Source organism: Poseidonocella sedimentorum (genome assembly GCF_900116005.1).
Taxonomy (GTDB): domain Bacteria; phylum Pseudomonadota; class Alphaproteobacteria; order Rhodobacterales; family Rhodobacteraceae; genus Poseidonocella; species Poseidonocella sedimentorum.
In genome coordinates, this window is record NZ_FOYI01000005.1 from 65302 (window position 1) to 83437 (window position 18136).

The window sequence follows — 18136 nt, forward strand, 5'->3', positions numbered from 1 at the left end:
GGGGGGAGAAGACATGACGAAGAAGATGCACATCACCATCACCGTGAACGGCAAGGAGGAGGAATTCCTCGCCGAACCACGCGAGCTTCTGATCTACACCCTGCGCGAGCGGCTGAACATCACCGGCCCGCATATCGGCTGCGATACGTCCCACTGCGGGGCCTGCACCGTGACGCTCAACGGCAAGTCGGTGAAGTCCTGTACCATGTTCGTCGCGCAAGCGGACGGCGCCGAGGTCGAGACGATCGAAGGCATCGGCGGGCCGGACGCGCTGCACCCGCTTCAGGTGGCTTTCAAGGAGCACCACGGGCTGCAATGCGGTTTCTGCACGCCGGGGATGATCACCCGCGCGACCAAGCTGCTGGAAGAAATCCCGAACCCGACGGAGGAGGAAATCCGCTTCGGCATGGCCGGCAATATTTGCCGCTGCACCGGGTATCAGAACATCGTGAAATCCATCCAGGCCGCCGCCGCCGAGATGTCTGCTGCGAAGGAGGCTGCGGAATGAAGGACGAAGTGGACACCCGCGAAGACCGCGTCGCCAACCTCAAGGGCATGGGCTGCTCGCGCAAGCGGGTCGAGGATGCGCGGTTCACCCAAGGCAAGGGCAACTACGTCGATGACATCAAGCTCGACGGGATGCTGTTCGGCGATTTCGTGCGCTCGCCCTATGCGCACGCGCGCATCACCAGCATTGATATCGAGGAGGCGCTGAAGGTCCCGGGCGTGCTCGCCGTGCTGACCGCCGCCGATCTCGAGCCGCTGGGCCTGCATTGGATGCCGACGCTCGCGGGCGACAAGCAGATGGTGCTGGCCGATGGCAAGGTCCTGTTTCAGGGCCAGGAGGTCGCCTTCGTCGTGGCCGAGGATCGCTATGCGGCGGCGGATGGCATCGAGGCGGTCGTGGTCGAGTACGAAGAGCTGCCGGTCATCGTCGATCCGTTTGAATCGCTCAAATCCGATGTGGTTCTGCGCGAGGATACGGTGGGCGAGGATAGCGCGCCCATCGATGGCGCCCACGGGCCGCGCAAGCACCACAACCACATCTTCACCTGGGAAGCGGGCGACAAGGCCCCGACCGAGGAGGTCATCGCCAATGCCGAGGTGGTGGCCGAGGAGACCATGTACTACCACCGCACGCACCCCTGCCCGCTGGAGACCTGCGGCTGCGTCGCCTCGATGGACAAGGTCAACGGCAAGCTCACGCTCTGGGGCACGTTTCAGGCGCCGCACGCGATCCGCACGGTGGTCTCGCTCATCTCGGGCATCGAGGAGCACAACATCCGCGTGATCTCCCCCGATATCGGTGGGGGCTTCGGCAACAAGGTGGGCGCCTATCCGGGCTATGTCTGCTCGGTCGTGGCCTCGATCGTGACCGGTAAGCCGGTCAAGTGGATCGAGGACCGGATGGACAACCTCATGACCACCGCCTTCGCCCGCGACTACTGGATGAGCGGCAAGATCTCGGCCACGCCGGAGGGCAAGATCACCGCCCTGCGCTGTCAGGTGACGGCGGATCACGGGGGCTTTGACGCCTGCGCCGATCCGACCAAGTTCCCCGCCGGTTTCATGAACATCTGCACCGGCTCCTACGACATCCCGACCGCCTATCTCGAGGTCGACGGGGTCTATACCAACAAGGCGCCGGGCGGAGTCAGCTATCGCTGCTCCTTCCGGGTGACCGAGGCGGTCTATTTCATCGAACGGATGATCGAGGTGCTGGCCATCGAGCTGGGGATGGACGCCGCCGAGCTGCGCCGGATCAACTTCATCAAGAAGGAGCAGTTCCCCTACAAGGCCGCGCTTGGCTGGGAATACGACAGTGGTGACTATCACACCGCCTGGGACAAGGCGCTCAAGGCCGTGGACTACGACGCGCTCCGCGCCGAACAGGTCCAGCGGGTCGAGGACTTCAAGGCCGGCAAGACGCGCAAGCTGATGGGGATTGGCCTCAGCTTCTTCACCGAGATCGTGGGCGCAGGGCCGGTCAAGAACTGCGACATCCTCGGGCTGGGGATGTTCGACAGCTGCGAGATCCGCATCCACCCCACCGGCTCGGCCATCGCCCGGCTCGGCACAATCAGTCAGGGGCAGGGCCACGCGACCACCTTCGCCCAGATCCTCGCCTCCGAGATCGGCCTGCCCGCCGACAGCATCACCGTCGAGGAGGGCGACACCGACACCGCGCCCTACGGGCTCGGGACCTATGGCTCGCGCTCGACCCCGGTCGCCGGGGCCGCCACCGCGATGGCGGGCCGCAAGATCCGCGCCAAGGCCCAGATGATCGCGGCCTACCTGCTTGAGGTCCACGACGATGACGTGGAATTCGACGTGGATCGCTTTGTGGTCAAGGGCGCGCCGGAGAAGTTCAAGACGATGAAGGAGATCGCCTTCGCCGCCTACAATCAGGCCATTCCGGGGATCGAGCCGGGGCTTGAGGCGGTGAGCTACTACGATCCGCCCAACATGACCTACCCCTTCGGCGCCTATGTCTGCGTCATGGATATCGACGTCGACACCGGCGTGCCGGACATCCGCCGCTTCTATGCGCTGGACGATTGCGGCACGCGGATCAACCCGATGATCATCGAGGGCCAGGTGCATGGCGGGCTGACCGAGGCGCTGGCCGTCGCGCTTGGCCAGGAGATCGCCTATGACAACATGGGGAACGTCAAGACCGGGACGCTGATGGATTTCTTCCTGCCGACCGCGTGGGAAGTGCCGAACTACGAGACCGACTTCACCGTCACCCCGAGCCCGCATCACCCGATCGGCGCCAAGGGCGTGGGCGAGAGCCCGCATGTGGGCGGCGTGCCGTGTTTTTCAAACGCGGTGCAGGATGCGTTCCGGGCGTTCGGCCTGCGGCACACCAACATGCCGCATGATCACTGGCGCATCTGGAAGACCGCCAATGAGCTTGGCCTCCACGGCTAGGAAAGGCGGCGGGGCGGCGGGTTCGTCGCCTCGCGCGTGGGATAAAGATGAGCTGGACAGATCTGCAAACCTCGCTCCGGAGCGAAGGCTATGTGGCCTCGGACGACCTCGCCGTGGCGCTGCAGCTGGCGCTGTCGCTTGGCCGTCCGCTGCTGCTCGAAGGGGCTGCCGGCGTGGGCAAGACCGAGGTCGCCCGGACCCTCGCCGCCGCGCGGGACACCCGGCTCATCCGGCTGCAGTGTTACGAAGGGCTGGACGCGGCGCAGGCGCTCTACGAATGGAACTACCAGCGCCAGCTTTTGACCATTCGCGCCGCCGCGGAGGGGGGAGAGACAGGCAAGACCGTCGAGGCGCGCATCTTTTCCCGCGAATTCCTGCTCGAACGCCCGCTGCTCGCGGCCATCACGCAAGAGGTGCCGCCGGTCCTGCTGATCGATGAGATCGACCGCGCCGACGAGGAATTCGAAGCCTTCCTGCTGGAGCTTCTGGCGGAATATCAGGTGACGATCCCCGAGCTCGGGACGATCCATGCGACGAGCCGGCCCATCGTGATCCTGACGTCCAATGGGACGCGAGATCTGTCGGATGCGCTGCGCCGCCGCTGCCTCTACACCTATGTCGAATACCCCGACCGCGCGACCGAGCTTGCGATCCTCAAGGCGCGTTGCCGGGACGTGGAGGACCGGCTCGCGGCGCAGGTGGTGGGCTTTGTCCAGAAACTGCGCGAGGAGGATCTGGAGAAGGTGCCCGGCGTGGCCGAGATGCTCGATTTCGCCGCCGCGCTCATGGGGCTCGGGATCGCCGATCTGACGGCCGACCCGGCCGTGTTGCAGGCGACGCTCACCACGCTGCTCAAGACCCAGTCCGATCAGGCACAGATCACGCCCGAGGTCGCGGCGCGCATCGCCGGGCGGGCGGCATGAGCCGCGCGACGCGCTTCGCCGGGCGCGACCCGGGGCCCGCGGCGCGGGTGGCCGGGTTCATCGCCCATTTGCGCGACAACGGTCTTCGCCTCGGGGCCGGGGAGGCCGCGCTGTCTCTCTGCGCGCTCGCCGCGCTTGAAGCCGTTCGCCCGGACGACTGCCGCCGCGCGCTGCGCGCGGTCTGCACGGGGTGCAAGGACGAGGCGGCGCGGTTCGATGCGCTCTTCGACAGCTACTGGCTCGATGCGGGCCGGGTAAAACAGAAGGTCGTGCCAAGCGCCAGGGCGGCGGGCGCCGAGGGTGTGCACAGCTCGCGCGACGGGACCGGTCAGGACCTTGGCGCCGCAGGGGCGGCCACCGCACCCGACGCGGGCGAGGGCGAGGCCGACAGCGACGGGACCGGCAAGCTCATCGCCACCGAGCAGCGCAACCTCGCGCGCCGCGATCTGCGCGATCTGGTGCGGCCCGAGGAGATCGCCGAGGCCGAGGCCATCGCCCGCCGCCTCGGCGCCGCCCTGCGCGATTGCCGCTCGCGCCGGCGCATCGCCGCACGCCGCGGAGCGGGGCTCGATTTCCGCCGAACCATCCGTCAAAGCCTCGCGACCGGCGGCGAGCCGCTGCGCCTCAAGCGCAAACGCCGTCCCGATCGCGCGCGCAAGATCGTCGCGCTCTGCGATGTCTCGGGTTCGATGAGCGTCTATTCCAAGGTCTTCCTTGCCTTCCTCGCCGGGCTCATGCGCGCCGATGCGGCCACCGACGCCTATCTCTTTCACACCCGCCTCGTGCGGATCACCGAGGCGTTGAGGGATCGCGACGCGATGCGCGCCGTGGGGCGGATGTCGCTCATGGCCGACGGGTTCGGGGGCGGCTCGAACATCGGCCCGTCGCTCCAGCGCTTCGCCGAAACCTACGCCCGCCGCTTCGTCGATGGGCGCAGCGTGGTGCTGATCCTCTCGGACGGCTACGACACCAGCCCGCCGGAGATCCTCGGCGCTGCGCTGGCGCGACTGCGGAAACGCGGCTGCCGGATCGTCTGGCTCAACCCGCTCAAGGGCTGGCGCGATTATGCGCCGGTGGCCGAGGGGATGGCGGCGGCGCTGCCCCACCTTGACCATTTCGCGGCGGCCAACACGCTGGCCGATCTTGCCGCGCTGGAACGGGAGCTCGGGGCGCTGTGACACCGGCCGAAATCCTCTCCTCCGATCTGGCGGACGCGGCGCAGGCCTTGCGCGCCCGCGCCGAGCCCTTCGCCTTCGCGACCATCGTCCGGACGGCGGGCGCCACGGCGGCCAAGCCCGGCGCCAAGGCGCTGCTCGCGGCGGATGGAACGATCCTGCAGGGCTGGCTCGGCGGCGGCTGCACGCGCGGCGCGGTCCGGCGGGCGGCGGTGGATGCGCTGCACAGCGGTGAGCCGCAGCTCATTTCGGTCGCGCCCGAGGATCTGCTGGCCGAACGCGGCATCGCCCCGGGAGAGGAGCGCGACGGGATGCATTTTGCGCGCAACGGCTGCCCCTCGCGCGGGACGATCGACATCTTCATCGAGCCCTGCCTGCCGATGCCGCAGCTTGTTGTCCTCGGGGCCTCGCCGGTCGCGGTCGCGCTCGGCGCGCTGGCCCCGAACTTCCACTGGAGCCTGTCGGCGACGCTGCCCGAGACGGGGGCGCCCGCCGGGCCCAAACCCGTCATCGTCATCGCGACGCAAGGCCAGGGGGACATCGACGCGCTGCGCCGCGCGCTTGGGGTGGAGGCCGCGCATGTGGCCTTTGTCGGCAGCGCGCGCAAATTCGCCAGTCTTGCGGAGAAACTCCGCGCCGAGGGGATCGGGCCCGAGGCCATCGCCGCGGTCAAGGCGCCCGCCGGGCTCGACATCGGGGCGGTGACGCCCGAGGAGATCGCGCTGTCGATCCTCGCCGAGCTTGTCCGGCTCCGTCGCAAAGCGGTGAAACACTCGGATGACTAGCGTGCGCGCAATCCTTCCGGCGGCGGGGCTCTCGCGGCGGATGGGCGCGGCCAACAAGCTGCTCCTGCCGATCGATGGCCGACCGATGATCCGGCACATGGCCGCTCTTTATACCGAGGCGACAGGCGCGCCGCCGCTGGTGGTCACCGGTCATGAGGCGGAGGCCGTGGAGGCCGCGCTGGCGGGCAGCGGGGCGATTTGCCTGCGCAACCCGGACTACGCGCGCGGGCAGGCGGGATCGGTGGCCTGCGGTCTCGGCGCGGCGCCGGAGGCGGCGGCCTACCTGATCGCGCTCGGCGATCAGCCGCTGCTGCGCGCGGCGGACATCCGCGCCCTGCTCGACGCCCACTGGGCCGGGGGCAACCGCCGGATTTCCATTCCCTGCAAGGGCGCGGCGCGGGGCAACCCTGTGGTGGTGCCGCGTGCGTTTCGCGCGCGACTTCTGGCCGATCCGCGCAATCCGGGCTGCGGGCGGTTCACGCGCGAGAACGCGGAGCACGTCGCGCGCATTGCCTGCGACGCGCCGGGGTTCTATCACGATATCGACACGCCGGAGGCCTATCGCGCGCTCTTTGGCCCGGAGCGCGGCGCCCGCACGAGACGGCTCCTGCGCGCCATAACCGCCCTGCGCCGCTGCGTGGCGCTCACACCCCAGCAGGCCGACGCGCTCGCCTCGATGAAATTCCCCTGTTGCTAACGAAGGATACCCGATGGAACTGTCAGACGAGATCGTGATCAACGCCCCCAAGGCCCGCGTCTACGCGGCGCTCAACGATCCCGAGGTGCTGCAAAAATGCATCCCCGGTTGCGAGGAGCTGATCAAGCACTCCGACGAGGCGCTCGAAGCCAAGGTCGTGCTCAAGGTCGGGCCGGTGAAGGCGAAGTTCAGCGGCGATGTCCAGCTCGACACCAGCGGCGCGCCGGATTCGTTTTCCCTCACCGGCAAGGGCAATGGCGGCGCGGCGGGCCACGCCAAGGGCGGGGCCGATGTGACCCTGACCGAGGTCGGGGACACGACCGTCCTGCGCTATGAGGCCAAGGCGGATATCGGCGGCAAGCTTGCCCAACTCGGAAGCCGGCTTATCCAGAGCACGGCCAAGAAACTCGCCGCGAAATTCTTCAAATCCTTCGCCGAGGAAATGGACGCCGACCGCGTCGCCTGACCCGACCCGAGCGCGCCCCCGTGCTCGTCTGCCCGGGGGGCGCTGCGTGTCATTGAAACGTCACTTGCCGGTCAAACTCGGCGCGCGTTAGGCTGCGCGCATCAGGCGGGATCTCGGTTGGAGCGCCCGCAATCGAGGGAGAGCGGGCATGAAAATCGCGATTTTGGGCGGGGATGGTTTTTGCGGCTGGCCGACGGCGCTGCACCTGTCGGAACAGGGCCACGAGATCCACATCATCGACAACCTCAGCCGCCGCTGGATCGACACCGAGCTTGGCGTGCAATCGCTCACGCCGATGGACAGCATTCAGGAACGCTGCCGCATCTGGCATCAGGAAACGGGGCGCAGCCTGCGCTTTCACCTGCTGGATCTGGCCAAGGATTACGAACGCCTGCGCCAGTGGCTGGCCGAGGAGCGGCCCGACGCCATCGTCCATTTCGCCGAACAGCGCGCCGCGCCCTATTCGATGAAATCCGATCGCCACAAGGTCTACACCGTCAACAACAACGTGAGCGCGACGCATAACCTGCTGACCGCGATGGTCGAAACCGGGATCGACGCGCACCTGGTGCATCTGGGGACGATGGGCGTCTATGGGTATTCGAGCGTCGGCGCGCCGATCCCCGAGGGCTATCTCGATGTGAAGATCGACACGCCCGAAGGCGAGAAGGATCAGGAGATCCTCTACCCGACGCGGCCCGGTTCGGTCTATCACATGACCAAATCGCTCGATCAGATCCTGTTCCAGTTCTACGCCCAGAACGATGGGCTGCGGATCACCGACCTGCATCAGGGCATCGTCTGGGGCACGCACACCGAGCAGACCCGGCGCCACCCGCAGCTCGTCAACCGCTTCGACTACGATGGCGATTACGGCACCGTGCTCAACCGCTTCCTCATTCAGGCGGCGATCGGCTACCCGCTGACGGTGCACGGGACCGGCGGCCAGACCCGCGCTTTCATCCACATTCAGGACACGGTGCGCTGCATCGAGTTGGCGCTCGGCGAGCCCCCGGCGGCGGGCGACCGGGTGCGGATCTTCAACCAGATGACCGAGACCCACCGCGTGCGCGATCTGGCGGAGATGGTGGCCGGGCTCACGGGCGCGACGGTGGCCTACCTGCCCAACCCGCGCAAGGAAGCGCCGGAGAATGACCTGATCGTCAGGAATGACCAGTTCCTCGCCCTCGGGCTCGATCCGATCACCCTGCGCGACGGGCTGTTGAACGAAGTCGTCGAGGTGGCGCGAAAGTTCGCCCACCGGATCGACCGCTCGCGCGTTCCGGCCGTCAGCGCCTGGACAAAGGACATCGCCGGACGGGTGGAAACCGATCCAGAGGGCCGGGGGCTCAAGTCCGTTTCATGAGCCGCGATGCTTATGTGACGCTGGTCACCAACGCCGATTTCGCCCTCGGCGCGCGGGCGCTCCTCCACTCGCTGCGGCGCAGCGGGACGAGCGCGGACATCGCCGTGATGCATACCGGGGGCGTGCCGGCCGAGGCGCTGGCCGATCTTGAGAGCCGCGGCGCGCGGCTGGTGCCGGTGGAGATGTTGCCGACCTCGGACGCTTTCAATGCGCGCCACGCCCGCAAGGACCTTCACGCCGCCGCGCCTTTCCTCAAGGGCACCAAGCCCGCCTTCCACACCCCGCTCGACAATTTCGCCAAGCTCCGCCTCTGGCAGCTCGACTACGACCGTGTCGTTTTCCTCGATGCCGACACGCTTGTTCTGCGCAACATCGATGCGCTCTTCGACTATCCCGAATTCTGCGCCGCGCCGAATGTCTATGAAAGCCTGGGTGACTTTCACCGGATGAACAGTGGCGTCTTCACCGCGCGCCCCGATCCGGAGACCTTCGCGCGCATGTTGACGCGCCTCGACGCGCCCGGGGCCTTCTGGCGGCGGACCGACCAGACCTTCCTGCAGGACTTCTTTCCACGTTGGCACGGGCTGCCGATCTTCATGAATACGCTGCAATATGTCTGGCTCAACATGCCCGAGCTCTGGAGCTGGGAGCAGATCAGCGTGCTGCATTTCCAATACGAAAAACCCTGGCAGGCCCACAACAAGGCCGACCGGCTGCGCCCGCTCATCGACCTCTGGCAAGCCTATTTCGAAGACGGGCCGGTCCCCGATCCGACCTCCCTCCCGGCGCCGGGATGAGGCTCGCGATTACCGGGGGAACCGGGCTTGTGGGCCGCGAGATCGTCGCGGCAGCGCGGGCGGCGGGGCATGAGGTCCGGCTGCTGTCCCGACCGGGCTACAGGCTCGGGGATCGACCGGTGCTTGGCGGCATCGAGGCTCTGGTCCATTGCGCCTTTGACCATCTGCCCGGGCGCTATCGCGGCGGCGAGGGGGAGGACCCGGAGGGGTTCGTCCGGCGCAATCTCGACGGCTCGCGCGCGCTTTTCGAGGCGGCGCTGGCGGGCGGCGTCGGGCAGGTGGTCTTCCTCAGCTCGCGTGCGGTCTACCGGGATCTGCCCGGCGGCGGGTGGCTCGGGGAAGACACGCTCCCCGATCCGGACAGCCTCTACGGCGAGGTGAAATGGGCCTGCGAGCGGGCTCTGGTGGAGATGGACGCCCCCGGGTTCCGCGCCGCTTCCCTGCGCGCGACCGGGGTCTACGGGCCGGGGCCCGGACACAAGTGGAGCGCTCTCTTCGCCGCCTTCCGCGATGGCCAGACGCCCCCGCCTCGCCGGGGGACGGAGATCCTCGGGGCGGATCTCGCCGCCGCTGTCCTTCTGCTGATCCGCCGCGGGGCGCGCGGGGCGTTCAACGCCTCCGATCTTGTGGTCGACCGGCATGATCTTCTGGCCGAAGTTGCGCGCCGCCTGTCGCTCTCGACCCCGCTGCCGCCGCCCAGTGACGCGCCGCTGAGCCGCATGCGCTGTGACCGGCTTCGTGCGCTCGGTTGGCGCCCGTCAGGTGCGGCGGGGCTCTCCCGCGCGCTCGACCAGATGCTCGCCGATCTGCCGCCGGGCGCTCAGGCCTCGGTCGGGGGAAGCCCGTCCAGCAGGAATCCCTGATTGCGTATCGTCTTGATTTCGAACCCGAAGTCTCCGCTCGGGGCGAGCTTGCGCCGCAGGTATCCGACGTAGACATCGACCACGTTTTCCGAACTTGCCCCCTGCCGCACCCACAGCGTCTCGAAGAGTTCCAGCCGTGAGAGCGGCCTGCCCGCATGCCGTGCGAGAAGCCGCAGGAGCGCGAATTCCCGTTCGGTCAGCACCACCCGGCGCGCGCCCCGCGAGAGGCTCCAGCCCTGCGCATCGAGCGTCGCGGCTCTTGGCGCCTTGGCCTGCGCGCGGTGTTCCTGAACCTGAAGCCGGGCCACGAGCTCATCAAAGGAAAACGGTTTGACGATATAGTCATCCGCCCCTGCCGCGAGCCCTTCGGCGCGCTGTGAGACCTCCGAAAGCGCGCTGAGCATGAGGATCGGGATCGCTTTTCCGGCCTGCCGCACGTCGCGCACGAGGGCGATGCCGTTGTCCTCGCCGATCATCACATCGACGATAGCCGCACTGAAGCCCGCGTCCTCGAAGCGCGCCCGCGCGGTCGGCGCGCTGTTCACAGTCACGGTCTCGTAGCCGTGCAGCTGCAATCCGCGGGCGAGGGCGGAGCAAATCTCGCGGTCATCATCGACAATGAGAATGCGGCGGGCAGGGGCGGTCATGGCATGGTTCCGGGGTCTGGCCGGGGGAGGGTGATGGTGACACGCGTCCCGTTCCCATCGCCATCCGGTGCGGGGCTGTCGAGCGCGATCGTGCCGCCTTGTTGCTCTACCACCCAGCGGGCGAAGGCAAGGCCGATCCCGAATCCTTCGGACCGCGCCGCGCTGCGCCCCTGGCGGAAGCGGTCGAAAATCTCCTCCCGGTCCTCCGGCGCGATGCCGGGCCCCGCGTCGATCACCGAAAGCCTTGCCTGCTTGCCGCGCGATCCCGCTTCAAGCTGGAGCTTGCCGCTGCTGCGCGCGTGGCGGCAGGCGTTCTGGATCAGGCCGCAGACGATCTGGCGCAGCCAGTTGGCATCGCCGACCGCGTCCGTCTCACTTTCTTTCAACACCGTGAGCACCATGCCGGCGCTGTCGATCTGGGGGCGCATGTCGGCAACAGCGTCGTCCAGGATCTGGCCCAGATCGATCGGTTCGGCCTCCAACTCGAGCGCCCCCGACTCCGAGCGCGCGATCCGCAAAAGATCATCGATCCGTCGGTTGAGACGGAGCGCGCGCGCCCGGATCGTGTTGAAGCTTTCCGCCGGATCGTTCGCGCCCTTCGCCCCGATCTCGGTCTCCATCAGGATCACCGTCAGCGGCGTGCGCAACTCATGGCTGATATCGGCAAAGAACCGGCGGCGGTTTTCGTCGATCTCCGCCAATTCGGTCACCGCGTTGCGCAGGGCTTCGGTCCTCTCGGCGATGGTCTGGTTCAACTGTGTCCATTCGGCGTCGACATGGGCCTGCCGCTCGGCCAGCGCGCCTGCCATGCGGTTGGTCTCGGCGAAAAGCACGTCGATCTCGTCGCCGCGCCCTTCGGGCAGGGCAATGGCGAAATCCTCACGCCCGACGCGCTGCGCGGCGCCGCGCAGAAGGTCAAGCCGCCGGAACAGTGGCCGCAGCAGGCCAAGGTAGGCGAGCGCGAGGAGCAGCAGGGTCGCGGCGGACACGCTGAGCGCCAGCGCAATGAGGCGGCCGCGGAGTTCGGCGATGCCCGCGATGATCTCGAACCGGCGGCGGCGTTCCTCGTTGATGACCCCATTGAGCAGCGGATCGAACCCGCGCGCGAAACTGTCGATATAGCCCTTGAGCCGGTCGCGATCTGTCGTCTCGGCAGTGAGCCCGGTCATGGTACTTTGCAGCTGCGCCTCCATGCGGGCGAGGCCGAGGCTCTGGGTCGCGCGGCGGGATTGCTCGTCGAGGCCCAGTGATTGCGCCTCTGAAACGGCCGTTTCCAAGTTGTCGCGAAGCCGGGAGAAGGTCGCGGTGATCTGCCGCTCGATGGGGGCAAGGCGGGCGGCGCGGGTCGCGGGCGCGAGGCCGGTCTGGACGGCTTCGGTCGCCACGATGATCAGGCTGGAGACCTGGGTGGAGAGCTCGGCATACTGCGCGATGCGTTGTTCGGAGTCCAACGAGGCGGTGATCCGGCGCGCGACCATGTCGTGGCCGGAGATCGTGATCCCGGCGGCCAACAGCGCCACGAGCCCGAGCGCCGCCGCGCCGAGGCCAAGACGGGTTTTCAGGCTGACGAGCGGCCCTCGCACGCAGGTTCCCCCATTCCACGCCCGATCCGCCTTGGACCCGGGCTTCGCTGTCGATCAATAGGGTATGGGAGCGCAAAGCGCCACGCGCTTGGCAGTGGCGCCCTAGCCGCCGGCCATCAGGATCGAGGCGATCTGCGAGCCGGTGGAGGAACTGATGTTCGTCCCGGTGGTGGTGCTCAGATAGCTCTCGCGGAGGGGGTCGAGGTACTCGGGCTTGAGCAGGATCGAAAGGTCCGAGGTGCCGAAGACGCTTTCGGAGCGTTCCTTGAAGTCTTCCAACTGGCGTTCGAGATCGAGGGCCGCGAAGCTGGACGGGAAGTTGAACGCCGACTCGAAGATCGTCCGGAGCGGCGTGGATGACATCACCGAAAACCACCGCGCATCGTTGGAGGAGACGCTGTCGACGATATCGGTCAGCTCACGTTCCATGGAAATCGCGATGCGCATGGAGGTGTCGACATTGCCCACGGCGACTTCGAATTGCCGCGTGATATAGGCTTCCGAGAGGGTGCGGGCGAACCCGGCGGGATAGGTGCGATCGGCGCTTTCGGCCTTGAAATCCATCGCCTTGTGGAAAGCCGAATAGCGGCTGTCGTCGATCAGGTTGACGAAAGACAACGGGTCGAGCCCGTCGGATGTTGCGACCTTGTTGAAACGCGCGGCGCCTTCCACCCCTGCGGGCAGATCGAAGAAACTCATGGTCGCGATCATGAACCCGGCGTCTTTGATGAGCTGATCCCCGGTCTTGATGCTGCTGCCACGGCTCTCGATTGTCTCGACCATGTTGTTCAGCGCGCTTTGCGCCTCGGCGATGTCCTCGCCCCCGGCGATCTCGTTGAAGGAGAAGAGGTTGGCGAGCGCGGCGTAGCGTTTGTCGTCGAGCGTATTGGCGAAGGAGGCGTCGTCATAGAGATCGGAATCGAGCACCGCGCGCAGGTTGGATTCGGTGTCGAGGAAGACATCGTTTTCAAGCCCGAAGACGGTCAGCGCGGCCGTAAGCGCGTCCTCGTCGGCAAGCAGGTCATCGGCGGTCGCGAAGCTGTTGAGCTTGTCGCCGAAGACCTCGGCGAATCCGTAGACAGAGGCCTTCTCGCTTTCGCGCGACTGGAAATCAAACACCGCGGCCAACTCGGCAAGGCGCGGATCGTTTTGAGTGTTGGCAAAGCTGTCCGGGTCGCTGAGTTCGCTTTCGAGCACCGATTTGAGATAGTAGGTGTTGTCGGTCAGGTCTTCGAGACCATAGACCGAGAGCGTCGCGCGCAGCAGGCCCCGGTCCGAGAGCAGATCATCGGCGCTGTCGAGTGCTTCGAGACGGGTGGCGATATCGTCGTCCACCGCGCTCAGAAAGGCGGAGTCCACCCGCGGCTCCACCCCTTGCGCCGCCTTGGCGAAGGCGAGGTAGGCCTTGTCCTCAAGCCGGTTGGCCAGCGAGGCCGGATCGTCGAGATCCGAGCTTATGACCCGCTGGAGAAACACCGTCCGGTCTTCATCGCCCTCGATCCCGAAGGCCTCGAGCGCCTGTGTCAGGAGACGCTCGTTGCCCTCGTTGAACAGCGCTTGCGGTGAACTGAGGCTGGAGAGCGTGCCGCGGATCGTGTCCCGCGCATCGGCGGTCGGCAACTGTGCATTTCCACCGAAATTGAACGTCCGCGCGAGAGATTGGTACTTCTTGTCGCTGAGCCGATTGGCGAAAGAGGTCGAATCGTTCAGGTCGGATTCGAGCACGCGGCGGATGAAGCCCGAATTGTTGATGTCGTCCTGCAACCCGAAAGCGCCGAGCGCGACGCGCAGCAACTGTCGGTCGGCCATGAGCTCATCGACCGTCTCGATTTTCTGAATGTTTTCTTCAAGATGCTGCAGATCCCGCGCGATCTGCCCGGTGTTGGCGAAGGCTTGTACCTGCTGGCTTTGGGTGCGCTGCATGTAGGCGTAGGCGCTGATGCCGGAGCCAACGATGGAGGGTGTGTAGCTCATGTTCTTCCCCGCATCGCGCGTCTTGCGCGAAAAACCGACGGGGCCACATGCCCCGCTGGATCGCACGTTTTGTGCGCCCGAAACCCTAAGAAATGCTTTATTCCGCAGGGGCAATCACCCGTGAGGCCCGCCCCCGGTGGACCCGCGCGCGACACGCATCCGCGCCCTTCTCCGCCTGCGGGAGCGGGCCCCTTGTGTGACATAGTCACGCAAGGGCTGTGCGGGCTTGGCTTGGATGCTACAACAAGAGGGCTTCCGCGCTTTGGAAGCGCCTGTCTGATCGGAGGCCGCATGGACCTAGATGTCGTTGAGCTTTCGCGTCTGCAATTTGCGCTGACAGCGATGTACCACTTCCTTTTCGTGCCCCTGACCTTGGGGCTGTCCGTCATCGTGGCGATCATGGAGACGGTCTATGTCATGACCGGGCGGCCGATCTGGCGACAGATGACGAAATTCTGGGGCACGCTTTTCGGAATCAATTTCGTGCTCGGCGTGGCGACCGGGATCACCATGGAATTTCAGTTCGGGATGAACTGGTCCTACTACAGCCACTATGTCGGCGATGTGTTCGGCGCGCCGCTGGCGATCGAGGGGCTGATGGCCTTCTTCCTCGAAGCCACCTTCGTGGGCCTGTTCTTCTTCGGTTGGGAAAAGCTGAGCCGGGTCCAGCATCTCGTGGTCACATGGCTCGTCGCCATCGGCTCCAACTTCTCCGCCCTGTGGATCCTGATCGCCAACGGCTGGATGCAGAACCCGGTGGGCGCGGAGTTCAACCCGATGACCATGCGCATGGAAATGACCTCCTTCTTCGAGGTGCTGTTCAACGACGTGGCCCAGGCGAAATTCGTCCACACGGTCAGCGCGGGCTATGTCACGGCGGCGGTTTTCGTGCTCGGGGTCTCGGCGTGGTACCTGCTGGGCGCGCGCCATGTGGAGCTTGCGCGGCGCTCGATCGCGGTGGCGGCGTCCTTCGGGCTCGCCTCGGCGCTCTCGGTCGTGGTGCTGGGGGACGAGTCCGGGTATTCGGCGGGCCATTCGCAGAAGATGAAACTCGCGGCGATCGAGGCGATGTGGGAGACCGAACCCGCCCCGGCCTCCTTCACGCTCTTTGGCCTGCCCAATCAGGAGGAGCGCGAGACGCATTTCGCGATCCATATCCCCTGGGCCATGGGCCTGATCGGGACGCGCTCGCTCACCACCGAAATCCCCGGGATCAACGAACTGGAGGCACAGGCCGAGGAGCGCATCCGCTCCGGCCTCATCGCCTATGATGCGCTGCTGACCGTCCGGCAGGACCGCGAGGCCACAGATCCGGCGGTCATGGCCCGCTTCGAGGAGCATTCGGACGATCTGGGCTTTGCCTTCCTGCTGCTGCGCTATCTCGAAGACCCGCGCGAGGCGAGCGATGCCGAGATCACCATGGCCGCCGAGGACACGATCCCCAAGGTCTGGCCGCTGTTCTGGGCCTTCCGGATCATGGTCGCGCTCGGGTTCTCCTTCATCGCGCTGATGGCCTATTTCTTCTATCTTGCCTCGTTCAAGGGGATGCAGTTCCCCCGCTGGGCGTTGCGGCTTGCGGTGATCGTCATCCCGACGCCGTGGATCGCGGCCGAGATGGGCTGGTTCGTCGCCGAATTCGGGCGCCAACCCTGGACGGTGGACGGGGTGCTGCCCACGGCGCTCTCGGTGAGCCACCTTGGAGTGAGCGAATTGCTCATAACGCTCGCGGGCTTCATCACCTTCTACACGGTGCTCTTCATCGTCGAAATCGGGCTCATGCTGAAATACATCCGCAAGGGCCCGTTCATGGATGTGGCAGAGACCGACGCCTGGACCGCCCGGCATGAACACCGCTTGCGGACCCATGACGGCAACGTCCCCGACGCAACCCCCGCGGAGTAACAGCCATGACGCTTCACGACCTCATCGCCTATGATCTGCTGCGCGTTGTCTGGTGGCTGCTGATCGGCTTCCTGCTGATCGGATTTGCGCTGACCGATGGGTTTGACATGGGCGTCGGCACGCTCCTGCCCTTCGTCGCCCGGACGGATATCGAGCGGCGGATGGTGATCAACACCGTGGGCCCGGTCTGGGAGGGCAACCAGGTCTGGTTCATCCTCGGGGGCGGCGCGATCTTCGCCGCATGGCCGCCACTCTACGCGGTCAGTTTCTCGGGCTTCTACCTTGCGATGTTTGCCATCCTCGCCGCGCTGATCGTCCGGCCCGTGGCCTTCAAGTACCGCTCCAAACGCGAGAGCACGCGCTGGCGCACGACGTGGGACTGGGCGCTTTTCGCGGGCGGGGCGGTGCCGGCGCTGATCTTCGGCGTCGCGGTGGGCAACGTGCTGCAGGGCGTGCCGTTCTACCTCACCGACGACCTCTACGCGATGTACGATGGCAGCTTTCACGCCAAGTTCCTCGGGCTTCTCAACCCCTTCGCGCTCCTGACCGGGCTGGTCTCGCTCTCGATGCTGATCACCCATGGCGCGGCCTGGCTCGGGGTGAAATCCGAGGGCGTGATCGTGGCGCGGGCGCGGCGGATCGCGGTGGTCTCAGGGCTGGTGACGATGGCCGGTTTCGCGCTGGCCGGGCTCTGGCTCGCGGTGGGGATCGAGGGCTACAGCTTCGCGCAGACCCCGATCACCGACGGGCCCTCCAACCCGCTCCAGAGCGAGGTGATCCGCGGCGGAAGCTGGCTTGTCGCCTATACGGAGCGCCCGTGGATCATCATCGCCCCCGCGCTCGGCTTCTTCGGCACGGCGCAAGCGATCCGCGGCCTGCGCCGCCAGTCCGAGCTCGGCACGTTTTTCTGGTCCAAGCTTGCCATCCTGGGGATGATCTCGACGGTCGGGCTCACGATGTTCCCCTTCATCCTGCCCTCGAGCAAGGATCCCAACAGCTCGCTCACCGTCTGGGACGCCTCGTCGAGCCACCTGACGCTCTTCATCATGCTGGTCGCGACGCTGATCTTCATGCCGATCATCCTCGCCTACACGGCTTGGGTCTACAAAGTGCTCTGGGGCAAGGTCACCGAGGCCGACGTCACCGACGCGCCGCAATCCTACTGAGCCCCCCTGAGAGAAGGACATAACCATGTGGTATTTCGCCTGGCTCCTCGGCCTCCCGCTTGCCGCCGTATTTGCCGTCATGAACGCGATGTGGCTGGAGCTGCGCGAGGATCAGAAGCTCTCCTCCGAGCCCGAGGATTGAACGCCCCGGCATGACCGATCAGGACTGGATTTCCCGTTTCGCCGGGCTCTCAAGCCTTGAGGCCCCGCTGCGCGAGACGCTCGTTGCGCGCTCCGCGGTGATTTCCGTGCCGGCGGGGACGATGATCTTCGGCCCGGGCAAGGCGCCGGAAAACCTGCTTCTGCTCCTGAGCGGCACGGTGCGCGTGCAGCAGCTTTCCGAACAGGGGCGCGAGATCGTGCTCTACCGGGTCCATGCCGGGGAGAGCTGCGTTCTGACCACCGCCTGCCTCATGGCCTACGAGGATTATTCCGCCGAAGGCATCGCCGAAACCGAGGTGGAGGCCGCGGCGATCCCGAAATCGGTCTTCGATGACATGATCGCCCGGTCCGGAACCTTTCGCGAATTCGTCTTCTCGGCCTATTCGCGGCGGATCACCGAGCTGTTCCATGTGATCGAGGAAATCGCCTTCCAGCGGATGGACATCCGGATCGCCGAAAAGCTTCTCGAACTTATGGGCCGCGATGGCCAGATCCACGCCACGCATCAGAAAATGGCCGCCGAACTCGGCACCGCGCGCGAAGTGGTCTCGCGCCAGCTCAACGAATTCCAGCGGCGCGGCTGGATCGCCTTGTCGCGCGGGGTGATCGAAATCGTCGACACCGGCGCGCTGGAGGCGCTGGCCGGCTCCTGACCGCCGCTCCCGCCCCCGCATGACAGCGGGCAGCGTGACAATG

Annotated in this window: 17 protein-coding genes; 14 read left to right on the forward strand and 3 right to left on the reverse strand. The window is 66.4% G+C overall.

Annotated elements, in window-relative coordinates; translation table 11 throughout:
* The first annotated feature begins 13 nt into the window (after positions 1 to 13).
* From BM353_RS08695 to BM353_RS08740, 10 genes are all read left to right on the forward strand, one after another.
* Positions 14 to 508, forward strand: a complete 495-nt coding sequence (locus BM353_RS08695) for a (2Fe-2S)-binding protein (protein WP_092079426.1) — start codon at positions 14 to 16, stop codon at positions 506 to 508.
* Complete coding sequence (locus tag BM353_RS08700; RefSeq protein WP_092079429.1) at positions 505 to 2934, forward strand: aerobic carbon-monoxide dehydrogenase large subunit; 2430 nt, start codon at positions 505 to 507, stop codon at positions 2932 to 2934. Before BM353_RS08695 ends, BM353_RS08700 begins: the two co-directional genes overlap by 4 nt.
* Before the next feature lie 47 nt (positions 2935 to 2981).
* Positions 2982 to 3857 carry an AAA family ATPase gene (locus tag BM353_RS08705; RefSeq protein ID WP_092079432.1) on the forward strand — a complete coding sequence of 292 codons (876 nt, stop codon included), beginning with the start codon at positions 2982 to 2984 and terminating at the stop codon, positions 3855 to 3857.
* Complete coding sequence (locus BM353_RS08710; protein ID WP_092079435.1) at positions 3854 to 5035, forward strand: vWA domain-containing protein; 1182 nt, start codon at positions 3854 to 3856, stop codon at positions 5033 to 5035. The genes BM353_RS08705 and BM353_RS08710 overlap by 4 nt, the downstream gene beginning before the upstream one ends.
* A complete protein-coding gene (locus BM353_RS08715) occupies positions 5032 to 5817 on the forward strand; it encodes an XdhC family protein (protein ID WP_092079438.1) in 786 nt (261 codons plus the stop codon). The genes BM353_RS08710 and BM353_RS08715 overlap by 4 nt, the downstream gene beginning before the upstream one ends.
* Complete coding sequence (locus BM353_RS08720) at positions 5810 to 6514, forward strand: nucleotidyltransferase family protein (RefSeq protein WP_092079441.1); 705 nt, start codon at positions 5810 to 5812, stop codon at positions 6512 to 6514. Before BM353_RS08715 ends, BM353_RS08720 begins: the two co-directional genes overlap by 8 nt.
* 13 nt (positions 6515 to 6527) lie before the next feature.
* The gene (locus BM353_RS08725; protein WP_092079444.1) at positions 6528 to 6980 is read left to right on the forward strand and encodes an SRPBCC family protein; all 453 of its coding nucleotides are present in this window, start codon (positions 6528 to 6530) and stop codon (positions 6978 to 6980) included.
* Positions 6981 to 7128: 148 nt separating this feature from the next.
* Positions 7129 to 8346: an NAD-dependent epimerase/dehydratase family protein gene (locus BM353_RS08730; protein ID WP_092079447.1), complete on the forward strand. Its 1218-nt coding sequence runs from the start codon at positions 7129 to 7131 to the stop codon at positions 8344 to 8346.
* Entirely contained in the window at positions 8343 to 9143 is an 801-nt protein-coding gene (locus BM353_RS08735; protein WP_092079450.1) for a glycosyltransferase, read from the forward strand. Before BM353_RS08730 ends, BM353_RS08735 begins: the two co-directional genes overlap by 4 nt.
* Positions 9140 to 10006, forward strand: a complete 867-nt coding sequence (locus BM353_RS08740; RefSeq protein WP_092079453.1) for an NAD-dependent epimerase/dehydratase family protein — start codon at positions 9140 to 9142, stop codon at positions 10004 to 10006. The genes BM353_RS08735 and BM353_RS08740 overlap by 4 nt, the downstream gene beginning before the upstream one ends.
* On the opposite strand, the gene BM353_RS08745 is transcribed toward BM353_RS08740, so the two are convergent.
* The 3 genes from BM353_RS08745 to BM353_RS08755 form a co-directional block, all read right to left on the reverse strand.
* Entirely contained in the window at positions 9964 to 10653 is a 690-nt protein-coding gene (locus tag BM353_RS08745; RefSeq protein WP_092079456.1) for a response regulator transcription factor, read from the reverse strand. The two genes, BM353_RS08740 and BM353_RS08745, sit on opposite strands and share 43 nt — an antisense overlap.
* Complete coding sequence (locus BM353_RS08750; protein WP_245759608.1) at positions 10650 to 12236, reverse strand: sensor histidine kinase; 1587 nt, start codon at positions 12234 to 12236, stop codon at positions 10650 to 10652. Before BM353_RS08750 ends, BM353_RS08745 begins: the two co-directional genes overlap by 4 nt.
* Before the next feature lie 102 nt (positions 12237 to 12338).
* A complete protein-coding gene (locus BM353_RS08755; protein WP_092079459.1) occupies positions 12339 to 14210 on the reverse strand; it encodes a DUF1217 domain-containing protein in 1872 nt (623 codons plus the stop codon).
* A 291-nt stretch (positions 14211 to 14501) separates the two neighbouring features.
* On the opposite strand from BM353_RS08755, the gene BM353_RS08760 reads away from it, so the two are divergent.
* From BM353_RS08760 to BM353_RS08775, 4 genes are read left to right on the forward strand one after another with little or no spacing between them, the layout of a single operon-like run.
* Positions 14502 to 16112, forward strand: coding sequence for a cytochrome ubiquinol oxidase subunit I (locus tag BM353_RS08760; RefSeq protein ID WP_092079462.1), 1611 nt, complete (start codon positions 14502 to 14504; stop codon positions 16110 to 16112).
* A 5-nt stretch (positions 16113 to 16117) separates the two neighbouring features.
* On the forward strand, positions 16118 to 17278 hold the full coding sequence (gene cydB, locus BM353_RS08765) for a cytochrome d ubiquinol oxidase subunit II (RefSeq protein WP_092079465.1): 1161 nt from the start codon (positions 16118 to 16120) through the stop codon (positions 17276 to 17278).
* A 25-nt stretch (positions 17279 to 17303) separates the two neighbouring features.
* On the forward strand, positions 17304 to 17420 hold the full coding sequence (gene cydX / locus BM353_RS08770; protein WP_092079468.1) for a cytochrome bd-I oxidase subunit CydX: 117 nt from the start codon (positions 17304 to 17306) through the stop codon (positions 17418 to 17420).
* Between the two features lie 10 nt (positions 17421 to 17430).
* Positions 17431 to 18093 (forward strand): Crp/Fnr family transcriptional regulator, encoded by a 663-nt coding sequence (locus BM353_RS08775; protein WP_092079471.1) that lies wholly within the window; start codon positions 17431 to 17433, stop codon positions 18091 to 18093.
* Positions 18094 to 18136 lie beyond the last annotated feature (43 nt).

Coding starts and splice junctions, on each gene's coding strand:
- BM353_RS08695 (WP_092079426.1), top strand. CDS start 14: ATGACGAAGAAGATGCACATCACCATCACCGTGAACGGCAAGGAGGAG.
- BM353_RS08700 (WP_092079429.1), top strand. CDS start 505: ATGAAGGACGAAGTGGACACCCGCGAAGACCGCGTCGCCAACCTCAAG.
- BM353_RS08705 (WP_092079432.1), top strand. CDS start 2,982: ATGAGCTGGACAGATCTGCAAACCTCGCTCCGGAGCGAAGGCTATGTG.
- BM353_RS08710 (WP_092079435.1), top strand. CDS start 3,854: ATGAGCCGCGCGACGCGCTTCGCCGGGCGCGACCCGGGGCCCGCGGCG.
- BM353_RS08720 (WP_092079441.1), top strand. CDS start 5,810: ATGACTAGCGTGCGCGCAATCCTTCCGGCGGCGGGGCTCTCGCGGCGG.
- BM353_RS08725 (WP_092079444.1), top strand. CDS start 6,528: ATGGAACTGTCAGACGAGATCGTGATCAACGCCCCCAAGGCCCGCGTC.
- BM353_RS08730 (WP_092079447.1), top strand. CDS start 7,129: ATGAAAATCGCGATTTTGGGCGGGGATGGTTTTTGCGGCTGGCCGACG.
- BM353_RS08735 (WP_092079450.1), top strand. CDS start 8,343: ATGAGCCGCGATGCTTATGTGACGCTGGTCACCAACGCCGATTTCGCC.
- BM353_RS08740 (WP_092079453.1), top strand. CDS start 9,140: ATGAGGCTCGCGATTACCGGGGGAACCGGGCTTGTGGGCCGCGAGATC.
- BM353_RS08745 (WP_092079456.1), bottom strand. CDS start 10,653: ATGACCGCCCCTGCCCGCCGCATTCTCATTGTCGATGATGACCGCGAG.
- BM353_RS08755 (WP_092079459.1), bottom strand. CDS start 14,210: ATGAGCTACACACCCTCCATCGTTGGCTCCGGCATCAGCGCCTACGCC.
- BM353_RS08760 (WP_092079462.1), top strand. CDS start 14,502: ATGGACCTAGATGTCGTTGAGCTTTCGCGTCTGCAATTTGCGCTGACA.
- cydB (WP_092079465.1), top strand. CDS start 16,118: ATGACGCTTCACGACCTCATCGCCTATGATCTGCTGCGCGTTGTCTGG.
- cydX (WP_092079468.1), top strand. CDS start 17,304: ATGTGGTATTTCGCCTGGCTCCTCGGCCTCCCGCTTGCCGCCGTATTT.
- BM353_RS08775 (WP_092079471.1), top strand. CDS start 17,431: ATGACCGATCAGGACTGGATTTCCCGTTTCGCCGGGCTCTCAAGCCTT.